This window comes from Streptococcus caledonicus, assembly GCF_042656225.1.
Taxonomy (GTDB): domain Bacteria; phylum Bacillota; class Bacilli; order Lactobacillales; family Streptococcaceae; genus Streptococcus; species Streptococcus caledonicus.
In genome coordinates, this window is the sequence record NZ_JBHSOJ010000016.1 from 221,081 (window position 1) to 246,748 (window position 25,668).

Sequence of the window (25,668 nt, forward strand, 5' to 3'; positions counted from 1 at the left end):
AAAGTGATTATATATTTAAGGAGAGAACCATGAAAGGTATTATTCTAGCTGGTGGATCAGGAACACGTTTATACCCATTGACTCGTGCTGCATCAAAACAATTGATGCCGATTTATGATAAACCAATGATTTACTATCCATTATCAGTTTTGATGTTGGCTGGTATTAAGGAAATTCTGATTATCTCAACGCCACAAGATTTGCCACGTTTTGAGGAACTACTTGGGAACGGTGCGGAATTTGGTATTTCGCTCTCTTATGCGGAACAACCAAGTCCAGATGGTTTGGCGCAAGCCTTTATCATTGGTGAAGAATTTATTGGTGATGATAATGTTGCTCTTATTTTAGGGGATAACATTTATCATGGTCCAGGCTTATCAGCAATGTTGCAGCGTGCTGCGGCTAAAGAGTTAGGTGCGACTGTTTTTGGCTACCAAGTTAAAGATCCAGAGCGTTTTGGTGTCGTTGAATTTGACGCGGATATGAATGCTATTTCTATCGAAGAAAAACCAGAACAACCGAAATCAAATTACGCAGTTACAGGTCTTTATTTCTATGATAATGATGTTGTAGAGATTGCCAAAAACATCAAACCATCTCCTCGTGGTGAATTGGAAATCACAGATGTTAATAAGGTTTACCTTGAGCGTGGTGACTTGTCAGTTGAAGTCATGGGACGTGGTTTTGCGTGGCTCGATACAGGTACCCATGAAAGTCTGCTTGAAGCAGCGCAGTATATTGAAACTGTTCAACGTATGCAAAATGTTCAAGTGGCAAATCTTGAAGAAATTGCCTATCGCATGGGCTATATTACTAAAGAGCAGGTGCTCGAATTGGCACAGCCATTGAAGAAAAATGAGTACGGGCAATACTTGCTACGTTTGATTGGAGAGGCCTAATGACAGAACAGTTTTTTGACAAAGAACTAGCTTGTCGCGAAGTTCCAGGTATTCCAGGGATGTTAGAATTTGATATTCCAGTTCGTGGTGATAACCGTGGGTGGTTTAAAGAAAACTTCCAAAAAGAAAAAATGGTACCCCTTGGTTTTCCAGAAAGTTTCTTTGCAGAAGGCAAGTTACAAAACAACATTTCATTCAATAAGAAACATACTCTTCGTGGTCTCCATGCTGAGCCTTGGGATAAATACGTTTCTATAGCGGATGAAGGGCGAGTGATCGGTTCTTGGGTTGACCTTCGTGAAGGTGAAACTTTTGGAAATACCTACCAAACGGTCATTGATGCGTCAAAAGGTATTTTCGTACCACGTGGTGTTGCCAATGGGTTCCAAGTGTTGTCAGATACAGCAGCTTATACTTACTTGGTCAATGATTATTGGGCGTTGGAACTTAAACCGAAATATGCCTTTGTCAATTACGCTGATCCAACTTTAGGGATCAAGTGGGAAAATCTTGAAGCAGCAGAAGTGTCAGAAGCGGATAAAAACCATCCGCTACTCAAGGACGTCAAACCTTTGAGAGCTGAGGATTTGTAAGATGTATCAAGAATTTTTAACGATTGCCAGAGAATTAAACCAGATTGGCATCGTTCCGCTCTTGATGGGATCTGTCGGATTAGAAGTGCGAACAGGTCAATCTTGGCAGGCAAGAGATTTGGACATCCATGTTCCTAGCGACCCTCGTGGCTGGGCAGCGCCTGATGAAGGGCGGATTTACCGATTTGATGAACTTAATGCTATCATGGAAAAGCTAGGTTATCATTTGGTCAATCGCCATGAACACGAGTTTCAAAAGGAGGGACATTCCGTTGAATTTGGCGGACTGCATTCTCTGCCGAGTTTTGCTGGTGTAGAACTGGAAGACCTAGAAGAGGTAGAAGATGAAGATGTTCATTACTACCTGCCAAATTTGGAACAATACCTCAAAATTTACCAGGCTTCATCAAAGGATAGCTATCGTGCTGAGAATAATAACCGCAAAGATTTCGCAAAAATTGATTACTTAAAACAAGCATTAAGAAAATAAGCAAGAAAGGATTGTTCAGTTTTCTTCGTAAAACTGAACACGGGACTAGCTTCCTAAGGAAAAAGAGGCTCTACCCTTTTAGTGGGTATAAAATTACTTAGACGCAGACGTCTGCACGAATTTTCCTATTTTCCTACGGAGTATTTCGCAAGCGAATCGTCCCTTTGTATCTTAAAATATGTCAGAATTTAAAAATATTATCGTCACAGGTGGAGCAGGTTTTATTGGTTCTAACTTTGTGCACTACGTTTACAACAATCATCCAGACGTTCACGTAACCGTCTTGGATAAATTGACTTACGCTGGTAACCGTGCGAACTTGGAAGCTATCTTAGGCGATCGTGTGGAGTTGGTTGTCGGTGACATCGCTGACGCTGAGTTAGTAAACCAATTAGCAGCGAAAGCAGATGCTATTGTTCACTATGCAGCTGAAAGTCACAATGATAACTCATTGAACGACCCAAGTCCGTTCATCCACACGAACTTTATCGGTACTTACACACTTTTGGAAGCAGCTCGTAAATACGATATTCGTTTCCACCACGTGTCAACTGATGAAGTTTACGGCGATCTTCCCCTTCGTGAAGATTTGCCAGGTCACGGAGAAGGACCAGGTGAGAAATTTACCGCTGAAACCAACTATAATCCATCATCACCTTACTCATCAACTAAGGCAGCTTCTGATTTGATTGTTAAAGCATGGGTTCGTTCATTTGGTGTCAAGGCAACCATTTCAAACTGTTCAAATAACTACGGACCATACCAACACATTGAGAAATTTATTCCGCGTCAGATTACAAATATCTTGGCAGGGATTAAACCAAAACTCTATGGTGAAGGTAAAAACGTTCGTGACTGGATTCACACCAATGACCACTCAACAGGTGTCTGGGCTATCTTGACGCAGGGTCGTATCGGTGAGACTTATCTTATCGGAGCCGATGGTGAGAAAAATAACAAAGAAGTGCTTGAGTTGATTCTTGAGAAAATGGGACAACCAAAAGATGCTTATGATCATGTCACTGACCGTGCCGGTCATGACCTTCGTTATGCGATTGATTCTACAAAACTCCGTGAAGAACTTGGTTGGGAACCACAATTCACCAACTTCTCAGAAGGTTTGGAAGAAACCATCGCTTGGTACACAGAAAACCAAGATTGGTGGAAAGCCGAAAAAGAAGCCGTCGAGGCTAATTACGCTAAGACACAAGAAGTTATCAAATAAAAATCAAAAAAACTTGTCATATCAACCTTTGTTGAGGATGGCAAGGTTTTTTGATAAAAATAACATTTTTTCTTGACAGAGATAGTTTAGCATGGTACAATAATTGAGGTTTTGAATAAAACTGACCTAAGACAGTAGGGGAGCTGGACTCATAAACATCCTACCGAGGACAAAAACCATATTTTTTATGTGTATTTTGTACTTTCGTGTCTAGGTTTAGGTGCGATTTTTTTGTGCCTAGCCCAAAATAAAAACGGAGGTAAACTTAAATGTCAGAAGCTATTATTGCTAAAAAAGCGGAACTTGTGGACGCTGTTGCTGAGCAAATGAAAGCAGCTACTTCAATCGTTGTAGTTGACGCACGTGGTTTGACTGTAGAACAAGATACTGTTCTTCGTCGTAATCTTCGTGGTGAAGGCGTTGAGTATAAAGTTATCAAAAACTCTATCTTACGTCGTGCTGCTGAAAAAGCTGGTCTTGAAGGAATGGCTGAACTGTTCGTAGGACCATCAGCTGTTGCATTTTCAGATGATGCTGTTGCTCCAGCTAAAATCGTTTACGATTTTGCAAAAACTGCTGACGCTCTTGAAATCAAGGGTGGTGCTGTAGAAGGTAAAGTTTCAACTAAAGCTGAAATCGAAGCACTTGCTACATTGCCAAACCGTGAAGGTATGCTTTCTATGCTCCTTTCTGTACTTCAAGCGCCAGTTCGCAACGTTGCATATGCTGTCAAAGCAGTTGCAGAAAAAGAAGACGCAGCTTAATCAAATGGCGTCAGCAAGTAGCGGCTTAAAGCTACAATTAATATTATAAAATACCTATTTGGAGGAAATTCACAATGGCATTGAACATTGAAAACATTATTGCTGAAATTAAAGAAGCTACAATCCTTGAACTTAACGACCTTGTTAAAGCAATCGAAGAAGAGTTTGGCGTAACTGCTGCTGCTCCAGTTGCTGTTGCTGCTGCTGGTGGTGCTGCTGAAGAAGCTAAAGATTCATTCGATGTTGAATTGACAGCTGCTGGCGACAAAAAAGTTGGCGTTATCAAAGTTGTTCGCGAAATCACAGGTCTTGGTCTTAAAGAAGCTAAAGAACTTGTTGATGGTGCGCCAGCTATGGTTAAAGAAGGCGTTGCAACTGCAGAAGCTGAAGAAATCAAAGCTAAACTTGAAGAAGCTGGAGCTTCAGTTACTCTTAAATAATAGAGCGACTACTCAAGTAGCCTAAAAACATGATTAAACCGCTATTCTTTGGAGTAGCGGTTTTTTTTGCCTAAAAATAAAGATGTTCTGAACAAATTCTGAATTTTTCTTGATACACTTATCTTAAAATGAGATAACCATCCCAAAAAACACTTTTTAGTTCATCGATATAGTTATGGAAATAGTGTAAAATAATAATATAACAATGGGGGATAGTATGTATAAACTATTAGTTGTAGATGATGATTTTGAGATTTTAAAATTGATGAGAAATATTTTAGAAATGAAAAATTATGATGTGACGGTTTTCCAGAAGGTTAGGACGCCAATCGTTATTGATGATTTTAAAGGTTTTGATCTGATATTACTTGATGTGATGATGCCCAATATTGATGGGTTACAATTGTGTCGTCAGATTAGAGATAAGGTGCCAACTCCGATTATTTTTGTCAGTGCTAAGGATACTGAAGAAGATATTATTGATGCCTTAAACTTAGGTGGAGATGATTACATTACAAAGCCGTTTAGCGTTAAGCAGCTTGTTGCCAAAGTAACTGCGCATTTGAAGCGTGAAGAACGTCGCAACCATTTTGAGCACACAGAACAGGTTGTTCGAGAATTATTACCAATCACATTTTATTTACAGGAAAGACGTGTCTGTATCAATGGAGAAACAATTGCTTTAACTAGTCGTGAATACAATATCCTAGAATTGCTATCTAGGAAAACCAATAAGGTATTTACAAGAGAGGACATCTATGAACAGGTTTATGATGAGGATTCCGATACCCTATTTCGCTCTATTTCTGAATATGTTTATCAGATTAGAAATAAGTTTTCACCCTATGATATTAATCCAATCAAAACCGTAAGAGGTGTGGGGTACCAATGGCATGATTAAACACTATTCCATTAAAAAACGAGTTTTTAGGACAGTGTGGGAAATTGTTTTAGGAACCCTGGCTATTTTACTTATATTTTTTGCAGTCAGTTATGCATTGGTGGTCTCAGGACAGTTGAATACCTATGATTTGACTGTTAAGATACCTATTGAGTCACTTTCTAAGTCTGATACCATATCATTGATGGAAACATCCACATTTGATTATCTTTTGATTGATCGTGAAAAAAATAACGAGATTGCTGGAAATTACCAAAAATCAGATTGGGCTTATTATGAACAGGTCATTAAACAGAACAACTCTGTCCAAATAGGTTCTGTTAGATATACTGAGTATAAAAATTCAGAAGCATTGCTTATTGTGAGACAGCCTATCCTTCCTGAGTTTGTTAATCCTAAATTACGTCAGATTCCCTATAATACATTTTCATATTTCCTAATCTCAGGATTAGAACTGATATTACTGATTTGGTCAGTTGCTAAATTGTTGAGAGAATTTACAAGAAATTTCCGATTGATTGAAGTCATATCCTTAAATATGGGAAGTAAAGATGTGAGCATTGATCGAAGAGAAACTGAGATGATTGAGTTCAATACCATTTTAAACATGCTTTACCAGAAAGATGATGAATTGGTAGCACTTTTAGAAGCTGAAAGGCAAGATAGAAAAGACTTATCCTTTCAAGTTGCAGCGCTAGCGCATGATGTCAAAACGCCTTTAACGGTGCTAAAAGGAAATCTTGAACTTCTTGAAATGACTGATTTGGATGAAAAACAAGTAGATTTTGTGAGCTCAATGACTAATAGTGTCATAACTTTTGAAAAATATTTTAATTCAATGGTGAACTATTCAAGATTGTTGATTGAAGATAAGGATTATCAAGAAAAAATTGAGTTGACAAAGTTTCTTAGGGAATTGACAGGTGAAGCAAAGGAGATGATGGCAGCAGAACAAGTGACTCTAGTTGTAGATAACTTAACTGAAAGACAGTTTTTAAGAGGGAATAAATTAAATCTTAATCGTGCTCTCATTAATATATTAGCTAACGCAGTCAGATATAGTTCCGGAGAAAGAATGGTTACCCTATCCGTGAAAGATGATAACGATTTTTTAGTATTTGAAGTATGGAATAATGGGCAACCTTTTACAGAAGAAGCCTTAACTCATGCTAGTGGGCTATTTTATACGGATAATAAAGGCAGAGATAAGAACCATTACGGTATTGGGTTATCTTTTGCTCACAAAGTTGCACAGAGATACCAAGGACAGTTGGTGTTATCAAATCCTTCCAAAGGAGGTGCACTGGTGACCCTTTTAATCAAAAATGATATTTAATACTTATTAAAAATTGATAGGGAAGTTGAGAATTTTGTCTTAACTTCTTTTTTCTGAATAAATTCTGACAAATCCTTAGTATAGTGTTCTATATGGAAAGGAAGGTACTGATAATGGAAGTACAGATTAATCATTTACGAAAAGCTTATAAGGATAGAGAGATTTTAAAAGGTGTCACTTTTAGGATTGAAGAAGGAACGATTTGTAGTCTTTTAGGTGTGAATGGTGCAGGGAAATCTACTATTATGAAAATTATCTTTGGCTTAGAGGCTATAGATAGTGGAACAATTAGTTATTCTGGTAAAAAGAAGGCACCCCATGGTGATTATGAAATGGGAGCTTTAATTGAAGCACCTGCTATTTACATGAACCTCTCTGCTTTTGATAATTTGAAAACGAGAGCTCTGTTATATGATATTTCTAATGAACGTATTCATCAAGTGTTAGAACTTATAGGATTATCACATACCGGTAAAAAGAAGGCAGGTCATTTTTCTTTAGGAATGAAACAACGCCTTGGTCTGGGAATGGCCATTATTACAAATCCAGATTTGCTCATTTTAGATGAACCGACGAACGGTCTTGACCCAGATGGCATTAAAGAATTACTTGACTTGATGATAACCTTAAAAGAATCAGGAATGACGATTCTCTTATCAAGTCATCAATTACATGAGGTGAGCAAGGTTGCAGACCGTATTATCATATTGCATGATGGAGAGATTTTTTATAATCAGATTAATTCACATGACGACGATTTAGAGCAATTGTTCTTTAACATTGTACACGGTGGTATTTAGTATGATTAAAATTTTACAATCAGAGTGGCTCAAACAAAAAGCTAGTGCCGATAAAAAACAATTAGTTTTTGTACCGTTTTTAGCTATTTTTGTGGCCTTTTTATTGGTGGGACCAACATTAATCGAAAGCTTTTCCATTTATTGGTGGGAAGCTATCTTTTTAGTCACACTTATTGGTTTACTCTTTTTACATGATTACAAAGTAGAAGAAAAAGCAGGGCATTTTCAAAACATTTCTCTAGGAAAAGATACCATTAAGGTTTATATCGCTAAAATGTTATTAAAAATTAAAGATATGGTTATTGCTAGTCTATGTTTTTTAGGAATTTTTTACTTAGAAATCCACTTATTTGAAGGTATGATAGATGTCAATCTGTTCAATGATTTGGTATGTCTTTTGCTTATGTTATTAGCGTCTATTTGGGTATTACCATTTTTGTATGTATTATCTACCTGGTTGAATCCTTATCTTCTTTTAGTCGTGAATTCACTAGTTTGTTTATTGGTAGCGCCTTTTATTGCTCAAACTAATGTTTGGTATCTCTTTCCTTATACCTATCATTACAAAGTAGCTCAAGGCCTACTTCATTTAAAACCTTCCGGTGATTTAGAGTCAGTGATTCGTGGAGTTGATATGGCAACACCAATACTAGCTGTGGTACTATCAGTCATTGTATTTATAGTTTTTTTAGCTTTATTGAAATGGAGATTGTCTCATGAGCAAGTATTTAAAAAGTGAACTCTTGAAATGGAAAGGGTCTTATAGTTTTTATCTCATTATTACCATATCTCTGTTACAGCTAATAACCATAGTCCCATATATCTTGGTTATTAGCCATAATCCTATTATATTGGAAAATATGATCTTTTTATCAATGCTTGGTTATTGTGTATTTGTGGCTATTATTTCCATTCTTGTTCAGGAACAAGAAGAACAAGCCAATCATTTTCAACATATCAAGAGTGATAAAAATCGAGTTGTCATCTGGGGAATGAAAATCATTTCAGCTGATTTGTTGTTAGCCTTACCAAGTTTGATTGTTTGGCTAATCATTGGGCTAGAATTACATAAGGTGCCCTATTATATGTTTGTAGGCGTTGTCACATGGTTATTGGCCATATTCTTGAACCATTTCCACATGTTTTTGATCCTTTTTATAGGTAAAGGAGGAAATCTTCTCCTATCATTTGTTGAGTGTTTATTCATTATTTTTGCGACCAATAAAACCTTTTTAGATGTCATTTGGATGCCAATTGCTTTGCCGGTAAATGCTATTTTATTATATGGAAATGAAAAGTATATTATAGCATTGGTTTGTTTTATTATTTTATCACTAATTGGTCAGTTGATAGTGATTAGCAAATCAAACATCAAGCGCTATTGAAATTACTAGCAGAGAATTGTCCATATATCAGAGTAAAATAATAACTATAGTGATAATTTTTACTTGAATAGTAAATAAAGTCGTGTTAGAATCTCTACTATGAAAAGATATTTGGAAGGTGACAAATGACATTATTACCAACTCGTTTAAGAGCTAGAAGGTTAGAATTAAATTTATCTTAGGCTGAATTAGCAGAAGGAATTTGTGAGCAAGGCCAAATTAGTAGAATTGAAAAAGGGAAATATAATCCAGGGGCAGAATTATTGTATAAATTGTCACTGAAATTGAATGTTCCTATGAATTATTTTTTTGATGAGAGTGTTATAAAAGAAGATAGTACGATTCAGAATTTCAAGATACTCTCCAATAAATTATTAGCTGATAGGGACTACGAATCGTTAAAGTATCTATATGAATTAGAAATTGAGAAAAAACAAAAACTCCCTCTTTCTGATCAATTGTACTTGTCATGGATTGTTATTATACAACTATTTATAATTCAAAGTCAGAATATGATAATGCATCTTTTATTGGTTGTTCCAAGTGGAGTACCTAATCCGCATATTGGTAGCCCTAAACAACCTGATAGTATAGTGATTGGCCAGGGAGAGGATGCTGATTGACATCCATTTTTTATAAATTAGTTATTAAAAAATAATATAATCATTAATAATTAGTTAGAAAAATATCATAAAAATCGAATAATAATATGAAGCTGAGAAAGAGAATCTCAGCTTTATACTTATATCATTATTAAATGGCAGAGTAGTGTTTGATTACTTAAAAAACGATCCAGTTTGAGTTTGTGTTTAATTAATTATCTATTCTAGAGTATTTTAGTTTCTTTATAGTTACCAATGTTACAAATAAATGACAAAAATTACAATTATGTGTTGATGATGGAAATATAAAGGATTATAATGAAGGTGAAAAAAAGAATAGTGAGGAAGTAGTCATGAAACAAGAACTTTTTGGACATCAAAAACAACGTTTTTCTATTCGAAAATATTCCTTTGGAGCTGCTTCGGTATTACTTGGTAGTATGTTAATATTTGGTCATAAGGTTGCTATGGCAGATGAGGTGTCTCATTGTTGCTGTGGGTGTCAACCGAAAAATCAAGTGGTTGCAGAAACAAGTCCAACAACTCCAGTAGATCAATCGCTAGAGAAAACTGGCAGTGGGGGAGAAATTTCTATATCAGAAGAAGCTACACAAGCGAATGAAGGTAATGAAGTTAATTCAGAACTGCTGGTGGATAATGCTTTGACATCTTCTGAAAATATTACAACAGGACAACTTACACCTGAAAAAGAACCAGCGCCAGTAGTCAATAATGCTACTGTAATGGCAGATGTTAAAATAGTTGAAGCACAGGCTTCAGAAGATAAAATTGAAGTTCAACCAGTTGTTCCAACACTAGCTCCTCAAGGTAGTTACACCTTCACAGAAAACACGGATGTCAAAAACGAAGCCAAAGTTTCAGCACCAGTAGAATTCTATTATCCAAAAGGTGACAAGGTTAATTATGATAAAGTCTTGGTAAACGATGGTCACCAATGGCTATCTTACATCAGCTACAACGGCATGCGTCGCTACGCAGATTTGGGGAAGGTTGAAACAAAAACGACAGCTCAGGATACTTCAAAGACAGAAATCAAATCAGTTGTAAAAGAGACTGTCAAATTAAATATTCCTGAAAAAGGAACATATCATTTTGACAAGGCAGCAGATGTTAGAAATGAAGCTAGTATGGGGGCGCCTGTTCAGTTTAATTTCGATAAGGGGGAGAGTGTCAACTACGATAAGGTTTTAACCAATGATAATCATAACTGGATTTCTTATATCAGTTATAGTGGTATTCGACGCTATGTAGATTTAGGTCAGGTTGTGACAAAGGAAGTTGTCAAGAATGATTCGTCAACTCAGGTAAAAGAAACTGACAAACCTGTATCTGAGACAAAAGAGATTACAGTTTCTGGGCACATGCAAATTGAAAATAAATCTGACAAGGGATTTGATGTTATCATTAATGATGTTAAGAGTTCTGAAAAAATTTCAGCAGTTAGGCTTCCTATCTGGTCAGATAAGGAAGGACAGGATGATCTTATCTGGTATAGTGCTGAAAAACAACTAGATGGTAGTTATAAGACGAGAGTAGATATTAAACAGCACAAAAATGATTTTGATGATTATCATATTCATCTTTATTACACCTTATTAGATGGAACTCAGAAGTTTGTCGCTAAAGAAAAAGTGACAGTAGAAATGCCACAGGAAGATGTTGTCACAGGAAATCTTACCGTTGAACATATGACTACAGAAGGATTCGATGTGGTTATTTCTAATGTAGGGATTTCGCAAGGCATCAAGGAAGTGTTAGTTCCTATATGGTCTACTTCAGCTGGTCAAGATGATATTCAGTGGTATCAAGCTGTTAAACAAACTCAGGGCAATTACAAGGTTTCTGTGAAGGTTAGCAACCATAAAAATAATAGTGGTGAATACAATATTCATTTATACTATCGTCAAAATGATGGTCAGTTAAAATTTGTTAGCCAAACGACAGCAGATGTGAAAGCTACAGATTCTATAGCTACTAGGGAAGTGACCTACAACGGTTCATATTATAGCATTCAAGGGAAATATGATGAGATTATCATTGCCAATAAAAAGTATCCTTTGGCATCAACTTATAACCCTGGCGAGCAACCAGAAGCTAGGGAAGCATTTATCCGCTTGCGCAACGATATGATTAATCAAGGATTCAATGTTGGGAAAACCTATAGCGGATTTAGAAGTTATGAGACGCAACGCTCACTCTATCAAACGTATGCCAATAGTGATGGTCACGCAGCTGCGGATCGTTATTCTGCACGTGCTGGGCATAGTGAACATCAGACAGGTTTAGCTTATGATTTTACAGATAAATCTGGACGTTTACTTGAGGATAAAGCAGCGGCAGATTGGTTGTCTCACAATGCTCATAAATATGGTTTTGTGATTAGATATTTACCAGGAAAAGAAGCTGTGACAGGTTATATGGATGAACCTTGGCATGTGAGGTATATTGGTAAAGAAGCTGAGGAAATCTATGCTTCTAGAAAGACCTTAGAAGAGTATTATGGATTTGATGGCGGAGATTATGAGAAATTAGCAACCACATTACAGCCAAGTCCCACTTCAATCGCTCCAAAGGGTGTTTATACCTTTACCAAACGTTCTTCAATCAAAGCAGAGCCAAAGATGTCCAGTTTAGAATTAGCTTACTATGATGCTGGAGAAACCGTTAATTATGATAGCGTGTTAACCTCTGAAGGGCGTCGATGGATTTCTTACATCAGTTACAGCGGCAATAGAAGATACATCGCAATTAGTTAGCAAGCTTGAGTTAGAGAGTGAACGAGAAGCTATTTCTATGAAATATTGACTTCTTTGTTCACTCTTTTTATATTTGGGTGTTCTTAATGCTTCTATAAACCGCTTTCTTATCTTTTGATAAAATGTTATAATGGTCGCAAAGGAGGACCAAGAATGGATAAAAGACACGTAGAGAGACAACGAAAAAAAGATCGTCGTTTGGGCTTGCTAGTTAGTCTGCTGGTATTAGTGCTTTTTTTAGCATTTTTACTCGAAAGACGTCTAAGCACGGGTGACTTTGTTTTAAACAATACGATTAAAACAAGTTTAGAACAGGAAAAAACTAAGGAACATAAGGTTCAAACTGCACGTGTAGTCGCTAATGGTGATATTTTGATTCACGACATTCTTTACACCTCAGCTGCTCAAGAGGATGGTTCTTACCATTTTGATCCTTATTTTACTTATGTTAAGGAGTGGATTCAGTCTGCTGACTTAGCAATTGGTGACTACGAGGGGACGATAAGCCCAGATTTTCCATTAGCTGGTTATCCTTTGTTCAATGCGCCGTCAGAAATTGCACAAACCATTAAAAAGACAGGATATGACGTTGTTGATTTGGCACACAATCATATTTTAGATTCACATTTATCTGGAGCTTTAAATACGGTTGAAACTTTCAATGCCCTTGGGATTGATACCATTGGTATTTATACCAAAAATCGGGAAAAACAAGATTTTCTTATCAAAGAAGTCAATGGGATTAAAATTGCTATTTTAGGATATTCTTATGGTTACAATGGCATGGAGACTACCCTTACCGATGAAGAGTACCAGAAGCATATGTCTGATTTGGATGAAGCTAAGATTAAAAAGGAGCTTAAAAAAGCTGAGAAATTGGCGGATGTGACGCTTGTCATGCCTCAGATGGGGGTTGAGTATGCCTTGGAGCCAACAGCAGAGCAGGTAGACTTATATCATAAGATGATTGATTGGGGGGCAGACGTTGTGTTTGGGGGACATCCTCATGTGGCAGAGCCGTCAGAAATTGTTGAACATAAAGGTGACAAAAAGTTGATTATCTACTCAATGGGAAACTTTATTTCTAATCAGACCTATGAAATGCTGGGAAATTATTGGACAGAGAGAGGTCTTCTCATGGATGTTACTTTTGAGAAAAAAGGAGATAAGACGGTTATTAAAACAGCCGAGGCACATCCAACAATGGTCTGGGCTTGGAATAAAGGAACTTATAATCTTGACTATAATTACCCTAATTTTGATTACCGAGTGATGATTTTGGAAGATTTTCTTGAAGGTGGTAAATACCGCTCTGAAATACCAGTTAATATTCAAGAGAAAGTTGATATTGCTTACACTGAAATGAATGAGTTGGTCGGATTGCATTGGAAATGATTTAGAGAGTGATACAGAAGTCACTGTTTTAAGTTCAATACTTTCTTTGGCAATTTAATTGTAAGCTCTGGATGAAATAATCCACTAAATACCTCTGCACTACTCAAAGAGTCTTGGAGAAAATTCTTGGCACTGAAACCGAACAAAGGTTGTATCTTATATATTTAAAGAGCATCTTTGTTCGGTTTTATATACATTTTATAAGAAAATTATATTTAATGATATAGATTTTTCTAAACTAAAAATTTTTGTCTCAGTTTTTTTTTTTTTTTTTGAAGTGATAAAGCCAGCATCAATGAGACTTGAGTTCATGGCACTAGGATAAGCAAACCATTAATTACACGTGGTACTAAAATCGTGTGCGGACTGTTTTAGGTTCGGGTTTGAAAACTAAAGAGGGAGGATAGTTAAGAGGATTATTTAATATGGATGTTTAAAAATGAAGAAGTGTTCAGTGATAGGCTTCTGGCTATTCGTTGGATAGAATTGTTGTTACTTTATATTTTAAGGAGTGGGACATATTTTGCAGCCTATTTTATTTATTAATATGCTATAATTATTCATTTCTCAATTGATTATTGGTATTTATTCTTATTGTGTATGGGACACTATAAGGAGTCAAAGAACTTTTTAAGTGTGTGATGAGGTTAAAAAGTAGTACTATCCTTTCTATAGATTTTGGAAAGCTGCTGTTTTACTAAGCTCTAAAAGCTATAACCATAGGAAATTATGATTTTTTTACCTTTTTAAATTTCGTATTAATTGACAATAAAATATAAAATTATTATAATAGTCAGATAATTATTTAGAAATATAAGGAAATGTTGGTTATGATAACGATTTGGAAAAAAATAGATTTGATTAAAAAGATATTTTTAGGCATTGTTTTGGGGGGGATTTTAGGTATTGTTATGCCTAATGTAAAGGTAATTGGTCTTTTGGGAACATTATTTGTGGGTGCTTTAAAAGCAGTTGCTCCGCTTCTAGTTTTTTCCTTAGTAGCGCATGCTTTATCTCAAACCCAAAAAGGTCAAAAAACTAATATGAAAATGATTGTTTTTTTATACCTGTTAGGAACCTTTGCGGCAGCACTTGTAGCGGTTATGGCAAGCTACCTTTTCCCAATCAATTTGATATTATCAGACGTTACAGCAAAGACAGACATTACACCTCCTCAGGGTGTGGGGCAAGTCTTTCAAACCCTTCTTTTGAATGTCGTGGATAATCCGATTAACGCTCTTGCAACGGCTAACTATATTGGTGTTTTATCTTGGGCTGTTATTTTTGGATTAGCTCTTCGACATGTTAGTAATTCAACAAAAGATTTGCTGAAATCAGCGGCAGAAGTTACCTCGAAGGTGGTGACTTGGGTTATTGGCATGGCTCCGTTTGGAATTATGGGACTTGTTTTTTCAACAGTGTCAGACAATGGCCTTTCTGCGTTAAAAAATTACGGCTTGCTTTTGTTTGTTTTGGTAGGAAGTATGGCTTTTGTTGCCCTAGTTATTAATCCTATTATCGCTTTGCTGGTGATGAGAACAAATCCTTACCCATTAGTTTTTCAATGTTTGCGTGAAAGTGGAGTAACTGCCTTCTTCACTCGAAGTTCGGCTGCAAATATTCCAGTTAATATGAAATTGTGTGAAAAGCTAGGGCTGGATTCAGATACTTATTCAGTATCTATTCCACTTGGAGCTACTATTAATATGGCAGGTGCAGCAATTACGATAAATGTGCTGACAATGGCAGCAGTTCATACTTTAGGAGTTCAGGTTGATTTTGGGTCAGCTTTTCTTCTATCAATTGTAGCAGCTCTGTCAGCGGCAGGAGCTTCAGGTGTAGCTGGTGGGTCACTTCTTTTGATTCCTGTAGCATGTAGCCTCTTTGGAATTCCGAATGATATTGCAATGCAGGTTGTAGGAGTAGGGTTTGTTGTTGGTGTTGTTCAAGATTCTTGTGAGACAGCCCTTAACTCTTCAACCGATGTTTTATTTACAGCAGTCGCAGAAAAATCGGCTTGGAAGAAATAAAAGAAGCTCACCTCAGGTTCGAGGTGAGTTTGTGTTTATAAAAAAAAACGAACATCTCACTTAGAAATTCGTTTCTATGGTTGAGAGAGTTCTGTTTTTTAATTTTTTTGAATCAACGTTTTTTAATGTCAATTACTTCGTGGTAAGGAGTGAGAGTGAGACAGAAGTTATGATTTCGAAGTCTTGACTTTCCCTCGCTCTCTGGTCTCTAAGCTCAGTCTGAAACTGTCCACTGGACACTTTCACTCCCACCTCCGCACAGCTCCAAAGGTCTGGAAGACTTTTGGAGGTTGGAAATAAGATGAACGACGTTCATCACATTCGTATAGGATGGCCGCTAATGATTGCGTAGTACTAAAATAGTCTAGTGGATGTTTTAGGTGGACACTTGAAAACGAAGAGGTGTCCAGTTGGAGACCTCCAATCAACCGCTGCGTCAATCTGTTATTGCTATCAAAAAAAGGTTGAGATATTTTTGTCCCAACCTCAGCCACTCGCTTGAAAACACAAGAGTGAGTGGAGCACACTGTGAAGTAGATACGAGCAAATCAGTCCAACTTATTTTATCGTATGGAGTGAAACAGTACAGTGCACTGTTTCAGCCTATGGCTTGAAAACAAGAGAGCCATGGTTTATACGTGAATCCTTCAGCAAGATGTTAGCTCATTCTTACTTCATAGTAGGGAAAAGCAGCACATCACGAATAGTTGTAGTATCAGTTAGGAGCATGCAGAGGCGGTCGATACCGATACCAAGTCCACCTGTTGGTGGCATACCGTATTCGAGGGCTTCAACGTAGTCGTAGTCAATACCTGTGGCTTCATCGTCACCGAGTTCTTTAGCTGCTGCTTGTGCTTCAAAGCGTGACAATTGGTCTATTGGATCATTCAACTCAGAATATGCATTACCGTATTCTTTAGTCATGATAAAGAGTTCAAAGCGATCTGTGAAGCGTGGGTCTTTATCATTTTTCTTAGCGAGTGGTGAGACTTCAACAGGATGCCCGTAGACGAAAGTTGGTTGGATTAGAGTTTCTTCAACGAATTCTTCAAAGAAAGCGTTGATAATATGGCCAACAGAAGTGAAGTGTTTTTCAACTGGAACATGTTTTTCTTTGGCAATAGCGATAGCTTCTTCAACAGTCATTTCTTGCCAGAAGTCAACACCTGCGATTTCTTTAACTGCATCGACCATGTGAACGCGTTTGAATGGTTCGTGGATGTTGATTTTAGTTCCTTGATAGATAACTGGTTCATCTCCCTTAACTGCTTTAGCAACATGTTGAATGACACCTTCAGTTAAGTTCATAATATCTTGGAAATCAGCATAGGCTTGATAAAGTTCAATCATGGTAAACTCAGGATTATGAGTTGCATCCATTCCTTCGTTACGGAAGATACGTCCGATTTCATAGACGCGTTCCATACCACCAACGATTAGGCGTTTCAAGTGCAATTCAAGTGCAATACGAAGCACCATGTCAATATTTTGAGCATTGTGGTGAGTGATAAATGGACGAGCAGCAGCACCACCAGCTTCATTGTGAAGGACAGGTGTTTCCACTTCTAGGAAACCAAGTCCGTCAAGGTAACGACGCATTTCAGAAATCACTTTTGAACGAGTTACAAAACGTTCAAAGCTTTCACGATTTGAAATTAAGTCAAGATGACGTTTACGGTAAATGGTTTCAACGTCAGTTAAACCGTGGAATTTTTCAGGAAGTGGGCGAAGAGCTTTAGACAAGTGGGTGAGTTTTGTCGCTTTGATAGAAAGCTCACCCATATCGGTACGCATCACTTCACCTTCAACACCAAGGAAGTCCCCAAGATCTGCTTTTTTGAAGATTTCGTAATTTTCTTCACCAACAGCGTCTTTACGCACGTAAATTTGAATTTGGCCTTCGCGGTCTTGGATGTGGGCAAAACCAACTTTCCCCTTACCACGCTTGGTCATTATACGACCAGCAATCGTAGCCGTTTCACCAAGGTCATGCAATTGATCCTTATCTTTATCTGCGTAGAGTTCTTTTAATTTCGCGGAATTGTGGCTACGTTCGAAACGTTTTCCAAAAGGATCAATACCTTGTTCAGCAAGGGCCGCCATTTTTTCACGGCGAACAATCTGTTGATCATTTAATTCTTCAATATGTTCGTTTGACATGTTATCCTCCAATAGATATTCTTATCTATTCTACCATAAAAATTAAGAGAATACACGTATTTTTAACAGTTCTAGTTTTGAAAATGGAGGAAAGATTGAAAAAAGTTCTGAAACAATGTATAATTAAGCTGTATTGAAAAATCTTGAAGAAAAGAGACTGTAATGATAACTTCAATTGTTTTTGACGTTGATGATACAATTTACGATCAGCAGGCACCTTATCGTATTGCGATGAAAAAATGTTTTCCTGAGTTTGACATGAGTTATATCAAACAAGCCTACATTCGTTTTCGTCATTATTCTGATGTTGGTTTCCCACGTGTAATGGCTGGAGAGTGGACGACTGAGTATTTCCGTTTTTGGCGTTGTAAAGAGACCCTTTTAGAATTTGGACATCATGACATTACGGAAGAAGAAGGAAATCATTTCCAAGAGGTTTATGAGCGTGAGCTTGAAAATATTACCATGCTTGATGAAATGCGCATGACTTTAGATTTCCTTAAGTCAAAAGGTGTTCCGATGGGAATTATTACTAACGGACCAACTGAGCATCAACTAAAAAAAGTTAAGAAGTTGGGTCTCTATGATTATGTAGATCCTAAACGTGTTATTGTTAGTCAAGCAACGGGTTTCCAAAAACCAGAAAAAGAGATTTTTAACCTTGCAGCAGAGCAGTTTGATATGAATCCACAGACAACCCTTTATGTTGGTGATTCTTACGATAATGACATTATGGGAGCGCATAATGGTGGTTGGCACTCAATGTGGTTTAACCATCGTGGACGTACTTTAAAGCCTGGGACAAAACCGGTTTATGATGTGGCGATTGATAACTTTGAACAACTCTTTGGTGCAGTCAAGGTCCTTTTCGACTTACCAGATAATAAATTTATCTTTGATGTTAATGATAAGAAGAATCCTGTTCTTGAAATGGGAATCAATAACGGTCTCATGATGGCAGCAGAACGTCTTTTGGAAAGTAATATGTCTATTGACAAGGTTGTTATCTTATTACGCTTGACAAAAAGTCAAGAGAAAATTTTGCGATTGAAATATGTGAAATAAGGTCTAGCAATGCTAGGCTTTTTCCATATTTTTAAAGCAATCGATTGTTTTATTTTGAATTGATTTTTCTAAATAAATAGTTTAAAAAGTGAAAATAAAATTATAAAAACAACAGAAAGCGATTGCATAATTTGAAATGAATGCTATAATGTATGTACTATCATAACATTTACTTTAAGGAGAGTTAATATGTTTTTCAATCCTAAAAAACAAGGACGTTCCTACTCAGAAAAACGAGTTGTTTTCAGCATTCGTCGTTTAAAAGTAGGCGTCGCTTCTGTCACGATTGCCTCAGCTCTTTTTCTAGGAACAACAGTCGGAAATAGAACTGTATCGGCAGATGTTTTAGTCGAAGACACTGAGACTGTTATTGTACCGAAGAAGGAAATACCAGTAACAACTGATACGAAGACTTCAAATCAGACAGGTAATGAGACATTGCAACCCATTACATCTGAAACAGTTGATGAGCAAGTATCTCCTGTGGAAGCTAGTGCAACCTCTATAGAGGAACCAGTTGCAGTGACAACTCCTGAAGAGTTAGAAGCGGTACCTGCTAAAACTTCTGAGACAGTTTCAGCCACTCCATTAAACACGGCTAGTGAGACAGATCAAGAAAAGGCAACTCCAATTGAAAAGCAGCGTATCCGTTTGCACTTTGAAGGCTTGGAAGAGGATAATATTTCCTCTTACGGACTTTGGATGTGGGGAGCAGTTGCAGAGCCATCAGATGGTAACAAATGGCCAACGGATGTTAAACCATTTGTCGAATCTCAAAAAGATGATTTTGGTTACTACATTGATGTTAAACAAAGTGAATCGCTGGGGAAAATTGGTTATCTTCTTCTAAAAAATGGTGAAAAAGTAGGTGAAGATGATCGTGAGCTTATACCGTTAACCCCAGAAATGAATGAGGTTTGGATTCGTTCAGATTTTACGACCTACAGCTATAAACCGCTAATGAATGAAAACATACTTCGCTTGCACTACAAACGAGAGGATGGAAAATATGATGGTTGGGGTGTTTGGGCTTGGGGTGATACATCAGCTTCATTTGAAAAATGGCCGAGCGATGCTTTAGATTTCACTGGACGTGATGATAAAGGTGTTTATCTAGATATTCCTCTTTCAAAAGGCAAAGCTTCAAATATTGGCTTTTTACTCGTTAATCAAAAGGATGATCAAGCACCGGGAAATAAAACAAAAGACCTAGCATTTGCTGACCGTGAAAATCACAGTCATGTCTTTATTACAGCAGGTGATGATGCTGTCTATACAAATCCGTATGGTGTTGCAACACAGACTACACAAGATTTCAGCAAGGCAACACCTGGTCAAGGTGGCATCACAGTCTCAGCTAGTAGTTACCGACCATTCCACTACAATGAAACAGGTCTCATTGACCTTTCCGTTATCAATCCTAATCAGGTAAAAGTAACACGCATGGAGGTTGATACAAAAGCTATTGGTGGTGGTGTGATTGAAATATCAAGTGAACTTAATCGCGTTACGATTACGGCCTCTTCAACTACCGCAGCAGGTAATTATGAGTTACCAGTTCGAGTCTATGACGAAAATAATGGTCACTACGATACCAAGGTAACTGTGACTGTGAAAGAGCGTAACAAAGTAAAAGGTGAGCGTGACTGGGACGAGCAAGTGATCTATTTTATGGTGACGGATCGTTTTAACAATGGGGATTCTTCTAATGATGATGCTAAAGTGCTGTCATCCGTAAAAAATAAAGCGGGTGCTTATCAAGGTGGCGATTTTAAAGGTGTTACGAATAAGTTAGATTATTTGAAGCAACTAGGGGTATCGTCAATTTGGATTACGCCAATTGTTGAAAATGTTTCTGATAATTTTGGAACAGAAAAAGATGGTGAATACTATGCTTATCATGGTTACTGGGCTAAAAATTTTGAAAAATTGAACCCACATCTAGGGACTTTAAAAGACTTTCACACCTTGATTGATGAAGCTGCAGCGCGTGGTATAAATATTATCGTTGATGTGGTATTGAATCATTCTGGTTACGGAACAACCGATCAGTTCTCAGGGTTAGTTAGAAAACCAGAAGAAGAAATTTTAGGAGATGACCAAAAAGGCTCCTTATCAAATCTTCCTGATTTTAAAACAGAGGAAATGACTGTGCGTCAACAGTTGGTCAACTGGCAAACCGCATGGTTAAAAACAGCAACGACACCAAAAGGAAATAGTATCTATGGTTTTCGTGTTGACACGGTGAAGCATGTTGATGATGTGACCTGGCAACATTTTAAAAATGAATTGGCTCTGAAAGATCCAGACTTCCATTTAGTTGGGGAATCTTGGGGAGCAAACTATAAAGATACCAAGGGGGATCTAGGAACAGGAACCATGGATAGTCTTCTTGACTTTGGTTTTAAAGAGATCGCTAAATTAGCTGTTGGTGGACGTCTAAAAGCTGCTAATGAAGAGTTAGTAGCTAGAAATGATGTTCTTTCTAGCAATTATACTCTAGCACAATTTCTAGGAAGTCATGATGAAGACGGGTTCTTGTACAGTATTGGCGGAGATGAAGGAAAGCTAAAACTAGCTGCAAGCCTTTTATTGACAGCTAAAGGTCAACCTGTGATTTATTATGGGGAAGAGTTGGGACAAAGCGGAGCTAATAACTGGCCAGTTTATGATAATCGTTATCTTTTTGATTGGGATAAGGTCGCAACAAGCTCAGTGCTCAGCCATTACCAAAAACTTCTTGCCTTTCGAAATGCGCATAGTGAGTTGATGGCGAGAGGTAATCGTTCCACGGTTGCTGCCAATGATAGCCAGCAATGGCTTTTAGCAAAACGTGAGATAGATAAAGACTCTGCCTACATGCTCTACCAATTAAAAGACCAAGTACAAACCTTGCAGTTAGAAGTCAGTGAACAAGCAATAGTCACAGATGCCTATAGTCAGAAATCTTATCAAACGACTCAAGATAGCTCAGGAAAATGGTTTGTTACGGTAGAAGTTCCAAGTCTTTCAGATGGTGGTACGATGCTTTTGACCACAAGCGCTGGAAACATTGTCGGTGTGACTAGTCCGACGACCGATGAGGCTCCAATTGCTGAGAATACCCTTCGTATGCACTTTAAGAAATTAGCAAGTGAAGATGTGAAATCACTTGGCTTATGGACTTGGGGTGATGTGGAAACACCTTCTGAAAAGGTAGCAGGTTGGCCAACAGGTGCGACAAGTTTCGCAGATGCTAAAGAAGATGATTACGGTTACTATCTAGATGTCAAACTGATTGATACCAACCGATCAAAGATTTCTTATTTAATCAATAATGTGGGTGGCACTAATCTGACTGGTGATAAATCTATTGATATTATTAGTCAAGAGATGAATGAAGTTTGGTTGGATGAGGAGTTCAAAGCCCACTATTATCGTCCACAAGCTAAGGGAACCATCCGTATCAATTATTTCCGTACAGATGGTAATTATGATAAGAAAGCTCTATGGTTATGGGGAAGCGCTGAGTCATCCATAACAAATAAATTAGGCACTTGGCCGAATGGTGTTGACTTTGAAAACAAAGGAAAATATGGTGTCTATATCGATGTGCCGTTGGCTAATTTTGATGAACTTGGTTTCTTACTTCTTGATGAAAGTAAGGATGGTGATGCTGCAAAAATCAATCCTAATAATTACAGTTTTAAGGATTTACAAAACCACACACAAATTTTCTTAAGAAATGAGGATCCAACCATTTATACTAATCCATATTTTACAAACCTAGTTCGTGTAACTGGTGCCATTCAATTAAGCCAAAGTAAAATTGAAGCAAACTTTAGCACTCTAGCTGAGATTGATAGCGCAAGCTTGTTGCAAGAGCTTAAAGTAACAGATCAAGCTGGTAAAACAATTGCTGTTACAGATGTTGAACTGGATACAGCAGGTAAAAAAGTTATTTTGACTGGTGATTTCAAGGAAACATTGGCACCGTTTAAAGTGTCCTACCATTCTGATAGCGTGATGACACGCCAAAGTTGGCAGTACAAAGACTCTCTTTATGCCTATGATGGTGAGTTGGGTTCACGAGTTAAAAATGGTGGTAAAACAGTTGAGATGACCTTGTGGTCACCGAGTGCAGATAGCATCTCTGTGGTTATTTATGACAAAGGTGACCAAACTAAGATGCTGGGTGAAGTGGCCATGGTTGCTTCTGAAAAGGGGGTTTGGCAATTATCATTGACTGACCAAAATGATTTGGGAATTTCAGATTATCGTGGCTATTATTACCATTACAAGATTAACCGAGATGGCAAAGAGGTTCTCGTGTTAGATCCATATGCCAAATCTTTAGCGGCTTGGAACAGTGATTTAGTTAGTGATGATAATCCTGCTTCTAAAGTTGCTAAAGCAGCATTTGTAGATCCAAGTTCAATTGGGCCAAAAGTTAGCGAAGCTAAGATAAAAGGATATACTAGTCGTGAAGATGCTATTATTTATGAAGCACATGTGCGTGACTTTACATCAGATCAAGCTCTTGAAGGAAAATTATCACATCCATTTGGCACCTTCTCAGCCTTTATCGAAAAATTGGATTACCTTAAAGACCTTGGTGTTACCCACATTCAACTTCTACCAGTGATGAGTTATTATTTTATCAATGAACTGTCAACACGTGAACGTATGACAGGTTATGATTCTAGTGATACCAACTATAACTGGGGATATGATCCACAAAGTTATTTTGCCTTGACAGGAGCCTATTCAACAGAACCTCAAAATCCTGAGAAGCGCATTGCTGAATTTAAAGAATTAGTGAATGCCATTCACGAGCGGGGGATGGGGGTTATCTTAGATGTCGTTTACAATCACACGGCAAAAGTCGATCTCTTTGAAGATTTAGAACCAAATTATTACCACTTTATGGATGGTGAAGGTAAGGCAAAATCAAGTTTTGGCGGTGGTCGACTTGGAACAACGCATCACATGAGTCGCAGAGTTCTGATTGATTCGATTAAGTATTTAGTATCTGAGTATAAAGTAGATGGTTTCCGTTTTGATATGATGGGGGATCATGATGCTGAAAGCATTGAACTAGCCTTTAAAGCTGCGCAAGCCATCAATCCAAATATCTTGATGCTGGGTGAGGGTTGGGTAACTTACACAGGTGATGCTAATGATGAGCGTCAACCAGCAGATCAAACATGGATGAAATTAACAGATACTGTAGCATCTTTCTCTGATGATATTCGTAACCAGCTAAAATCAGGTTATCCAAATGAAGGAACGCCTGCCTTTCTGACAGGAGGTGCGCGTGATATTAGAACAATCTTCAAAAATATTAAGGCACAACCAACGAATTTCACCGCAGATGATCCAGGTGATGTGATTCAATATATTGCAGCACATGACAATTTGACCTTGTTTGACATTATTGCACAATCTATTAAGAAAGATCCATCAATTCCTGAGAATAATGCTGAAATTCACCGTCGTTTGCGTTTAGGAAACCTTTTAATTTTGACATCTCAAGGAACACCATTTATCCACTCTGGTCAAGAGTACGGAAGAACCAAGCAATTTAAAGATGAGGCTTATAAAACGCCTGTCTCAGCAGAACTGGTACCAAATAAATCACATCTATTGACTGATAAGGATGGCAAACCATTTGTATATCCTTACTTTATCCATGACTCTTATGATTCAACGGACGCTATTAACCATTTTGACTGGGCAAAAGCAACCGATGCTCAGCTTTTCCCTGAAAATACAAAAAGCCAAGCATATACAAAAGGGGTGATTGCCTTAAGGAAATCAACAGATGCTTTCCGTCTCAAAGATTTGGCAAGTGTTAATAAACAGGTTACTTTGTTAACAATTCCTGGGGAAAATGGCGTAGCAGAAAATGATTTGGTTATTGGCTATCAAGTAAAAGCAAGTAATGGTGATACCTATGCTGTTTTGATAAATGCTGATGATAAAGAACGAGTGATTACCTTGGCGGATGATTTCAAGGCTTTGAGAGGAGCAGAGGTACTTGCCGATGCTGAACAAGCAGGTATTATTGCTATTGAAAATCCTATTGGTATTGCATGGACAGAAAAAGGAATTCGCTTGAATGCTCTAACAGCAACCATTTTACGCCTGAAAGCTAAAAATGATGAAAAAACCTCTCTTGAATTAACAGATGCTGCTACGGGAGTACGTGTTTTGGTGGATAAGAAGGAAAGTGTTCCTGTTGCGGGTCTTAAGATTATTCACTTAGAGCCAACATCAGATCAGATTCCCCAAATCTTAGAAGGCATAGATTTTGATCTTTATGATATTGAAGTGGTAGATGCCGCTGGTCGTGTTTTAGAGTTAACGGCCCCTGCTCAAGTTTTCTTACCAACTGACTCTGGTAAAAAAGTCAAGGCAGTTGTTTATTTGCCAAATGGGCAAACAGCTGAGAAACTTAAGTTTACAGAGACTGTCTATGATAATCAAATTGGTGTGGTCTTTACTGCGGAGCATTTTAGCCACTATGGTATCATTTATCAGATGATGAGTAACACGTCTGTAACTCAGAAAGAAAACCCATTGAAGCAGGATTTAGAGAAAGAGCTGTCATATAATAGTTCACAGCTTGTTCTAAATCAAGTTTCTAATAATGTTTTTCATAAAGTTGCTAATCAAACGTCACATTCAGATTCACAAACTTTGCCAGACACGGGAGATGATGATAGTGTTTATCTTGCTTTGGCTGGTTTGGTACAGTTGCTAGCACTTGGTGGTGTACTAACCCAAAAATATCACCAAGGCTAAAAATGAAATGTCTCAGTGAC

At 37.5% G+C, this 25,668-nt stretch carries 17 protein-coding genes, 1 pseudogene and 1 other annotated feature; of the genes and pseudogenes, 17 read left to right on the plus strand and 1 reads right to left on the minus strand.

Features of this window, described 5'->3' with window-relative positions; genetic code table 11:
• Positions 1–29 precede the first annotated feature (29 nt).
• The 15 genes and pseudogenes from rfbA (at position 30) to sstT (ending at position 15,637) form a co-directional block, all read left to right on the plus strand.
• Positions 30–899 carry a glucose-1-phosphate thymidylyltransferase RfbA gene (gene rfbA, locus ACFPQ3_RS05035; RefSeq protein WP_156805439.1) on the plus strand — a complete coding sequence of 290 codons (870 nt, stop codon included), beginning with the start codon at positions 30–32 and terminating at the stop codon, positions 897–899.
• Positions 899–1,492 carry a dTDP-4-dehydrorhamnose 3,5-epimerase family protein gene (locus tag ACFPQ3_RS05040; RefSeq protein ID WP_156805438.1) on the plus strand — a complete coding sequence of 198 codons (594 nt, stop codon included), beginning with the start codon at positions 899–901 and terminating at the stop codon, positions 1,490–1,492. Before rfbA ends, ACFPQ3_RS05040 begins: the two co-directional genes overlap by 1 nt.
• Before the next feature lies 1 nt (position 1,493).
• Positions 1,494–1,982 carry a phosphoribosylanthranilate isomerase gene (locus ACFPQ3_RS05045; protein WP_156805437.1) on the plus strand — a complete coding sequence of 163 codons (489 nt, stop codon included), beginning with the start codon at positions 1,494–1,496 and terminating at the stop codon, positions 1,980–1,982.
• A gap of 178 nt (positions 1,983–2,160) precedes the next feature.
• On the plus strand, positions 2,161–3,207 hold the full coding sequence (rfbB, locus tag ACFPQ3_RS05050) for a dTDP-glucose 4,6-dehydratase (protein WP_156805436.1): 1,047 nt from the start codon (positions 2,161–2,163) through the stop codon (positions 3,205–3,207).
• Positions 3,208–3,314: 107 nt separating this feature from the next.
• Positions 3,315–3,448 (plus strand) — a sequence feature (ribosomal protein L10 leader region).
• Between the two features lie 28 nt (positions 3,449–3,476).
• Positions 3,477–3,971 (plus strand): 50S ribosomal protein L10, encoded by a 495-nt coding sequence (gene rplJ / locus ACFPQ3_RS05055; RefSeq protein ID WP_156805435.1) that lies wholly within the window; start codon positions 3,477–3,479, stop codon positions 3,969–3,971.
• Between the two features lie 74 nt (positions 3,972–4,045).
• The gene (gene rplL, locus ACFPQ3_RS05060; protein ID WP_156805434.1) at positions 4,046–4,411 is read left to right on the plus strand and encodes a 50S ribosomal protein L7/L12; all 366 of its coding nucleotides are present in this window, start codon (positions 4,046–4,048) and stop codon (positions 4,409–4,411) included.
• A 217-nt stretch (positions 4,412–4,628) separates the two neighbouring features.
• Complete coding sequence (locus ACFPQ3_RS05065; protein WP_156805433.1) at positions 4,629–5,312, plus strand: response regulator transcription factor; 684 nt, start codon at positions 4,629–4,631, stop codon at positions 5,310–5,312.
• A complete protein-coding gene (locus ACFPQ3_RS05070; protein ID WP_156805432.1) occupies positions 5,305–6,648 on the plus strand; it encodes a sensor histidine kinase in 1,344 nt (447 codons plus the stop codon). Before ACFPQ3_RS05065 ends, ACFPQ3_RS05070 begins: the two co-directional genes overlap by 8 nt.
• Positions 6,649–6,761: 113 nt before the next feature.
• Positions 6,762–7,448: an ATP-binding cassette domain-containing protein gene (locus tag ACFPQ3_RS05075; RefSeq protein WP_156805431.1), complete on the plus strand. Its 687-nt coding sequence runs from the start codon at positions 6,762–6,764 to the stop codon at positions 7,446–7,448.
• Between the two features lies 1 nt (position 7,449).
• A complete protein-coding gene (locus ACFPQ3_RS05080) occupies positions 7,450–8,187 on the plus strand; it encodes a lantibiotic immunity ABC transporter MutE/EpiE family permease subunit (RefSeq protein WP_156805430.1) in 738 nt (245 codons plus the stop codon).
• A complete protein-coding gene (locus ACFPQ3_RS05085) occupies positions 8,165–8,833 on the plus strand; it encodes an ABC-2 family transporter permease (protein WP_156805429.1) in 669 nt (222 codons plus the stop codon). The genes ACFPQ3_RS05080 and ACFPQ3_RS05085 overlap by 23 nt, the downstream gene beginning before the upstream one ends.
• A gap of 200 nt (positions 8,834–9,033) precedes the next feature.
• Positions 9,034–9,327, plus strand: a pseudogene (locus tag ACFPQ3_RS05090) (helix-turn-helix domain-containing protein); the annotation flags it as partial.
• Positions 9,328–9,788: 461 nt separating this feature from the next.
• The gene (ldcB, locus tag ACFPQ3_RS05095) at positions 9,789–12,212 is read left to right on the plus strand and encodes an LD-carboxypeptidase LdcB/DacB (RefSeq protein WP_156805428.1); all 2,424 of its coding nucleotides are present in this window, start codon (positions 9,789–9,791) and stop codon (positions 12,210–12,212) included.
• 153 nt (positions 12,213–12,365) lie between these two features.
• Positions 12,366–13,607: a CapA family protein gene (locus ACFPQ3_RS05100; protein ID WP_156805427.1), complete on the plus strand. Its 1,242-nt coding sequence runs from the start codon at positions 12,366–12,368 to the stop codon at positions 13,605–13,607.
• Positions 13,608–14,428: 821 nt separating this feature from the next.
• The gene (sstT, locus tag ACFPQ3_RS05105; protein WP_156805426.1) at positions 14,429–15,637 is read left to right on the plus strand and encodes a serine/threonine transporter SstT; all 1,209 of its coding nucleotides are present in this window, start codon (positions 14,429–14,431) and stop codon (positions 15,635–15,637) included.
• A gap of 669 nt (positions 15,638–16,306) precedes the next feature.
• Here the strand turns inward: sstT and lysS are convergent.
• Entirely contained in the window at positions 16,307–17,797 is a 1,491-nt protein-coding gene (lysS, locus tag ACFPQ3_RS05110) for a lysine--tRNA ligase (protein ID WP_156805425.1), read from the minus strand.
• Between the two features lie 162 nt (positions 17,798–17,959).
• Between lysS and ACFPQ3_RS05115 the strand changes: the two genes are divergently transcribed.
• A complete protein-coding gene (locus ACFPQ3_RS05115) occupies positions 17,960–18,862 on the plus strand; it encodes an HAD family hydrolase (protein ID WP_156805424.1) in 903 nt (300 codons plus the stop codon).
• Between the two features lie 189 nt (positions 18,863–19,051).
• Positions 19,052–25,648, plus strand: coding sequence for a pullulanase (locus ACFPQ3_RS05120; protein WP_156805423.1), 6,597 nt, complete (start codon positions 19,052–19,054; stop codon positions 25,646–25,648).
• Positions 25,649–25,668 lie beyond the last annotated feature (20 nt).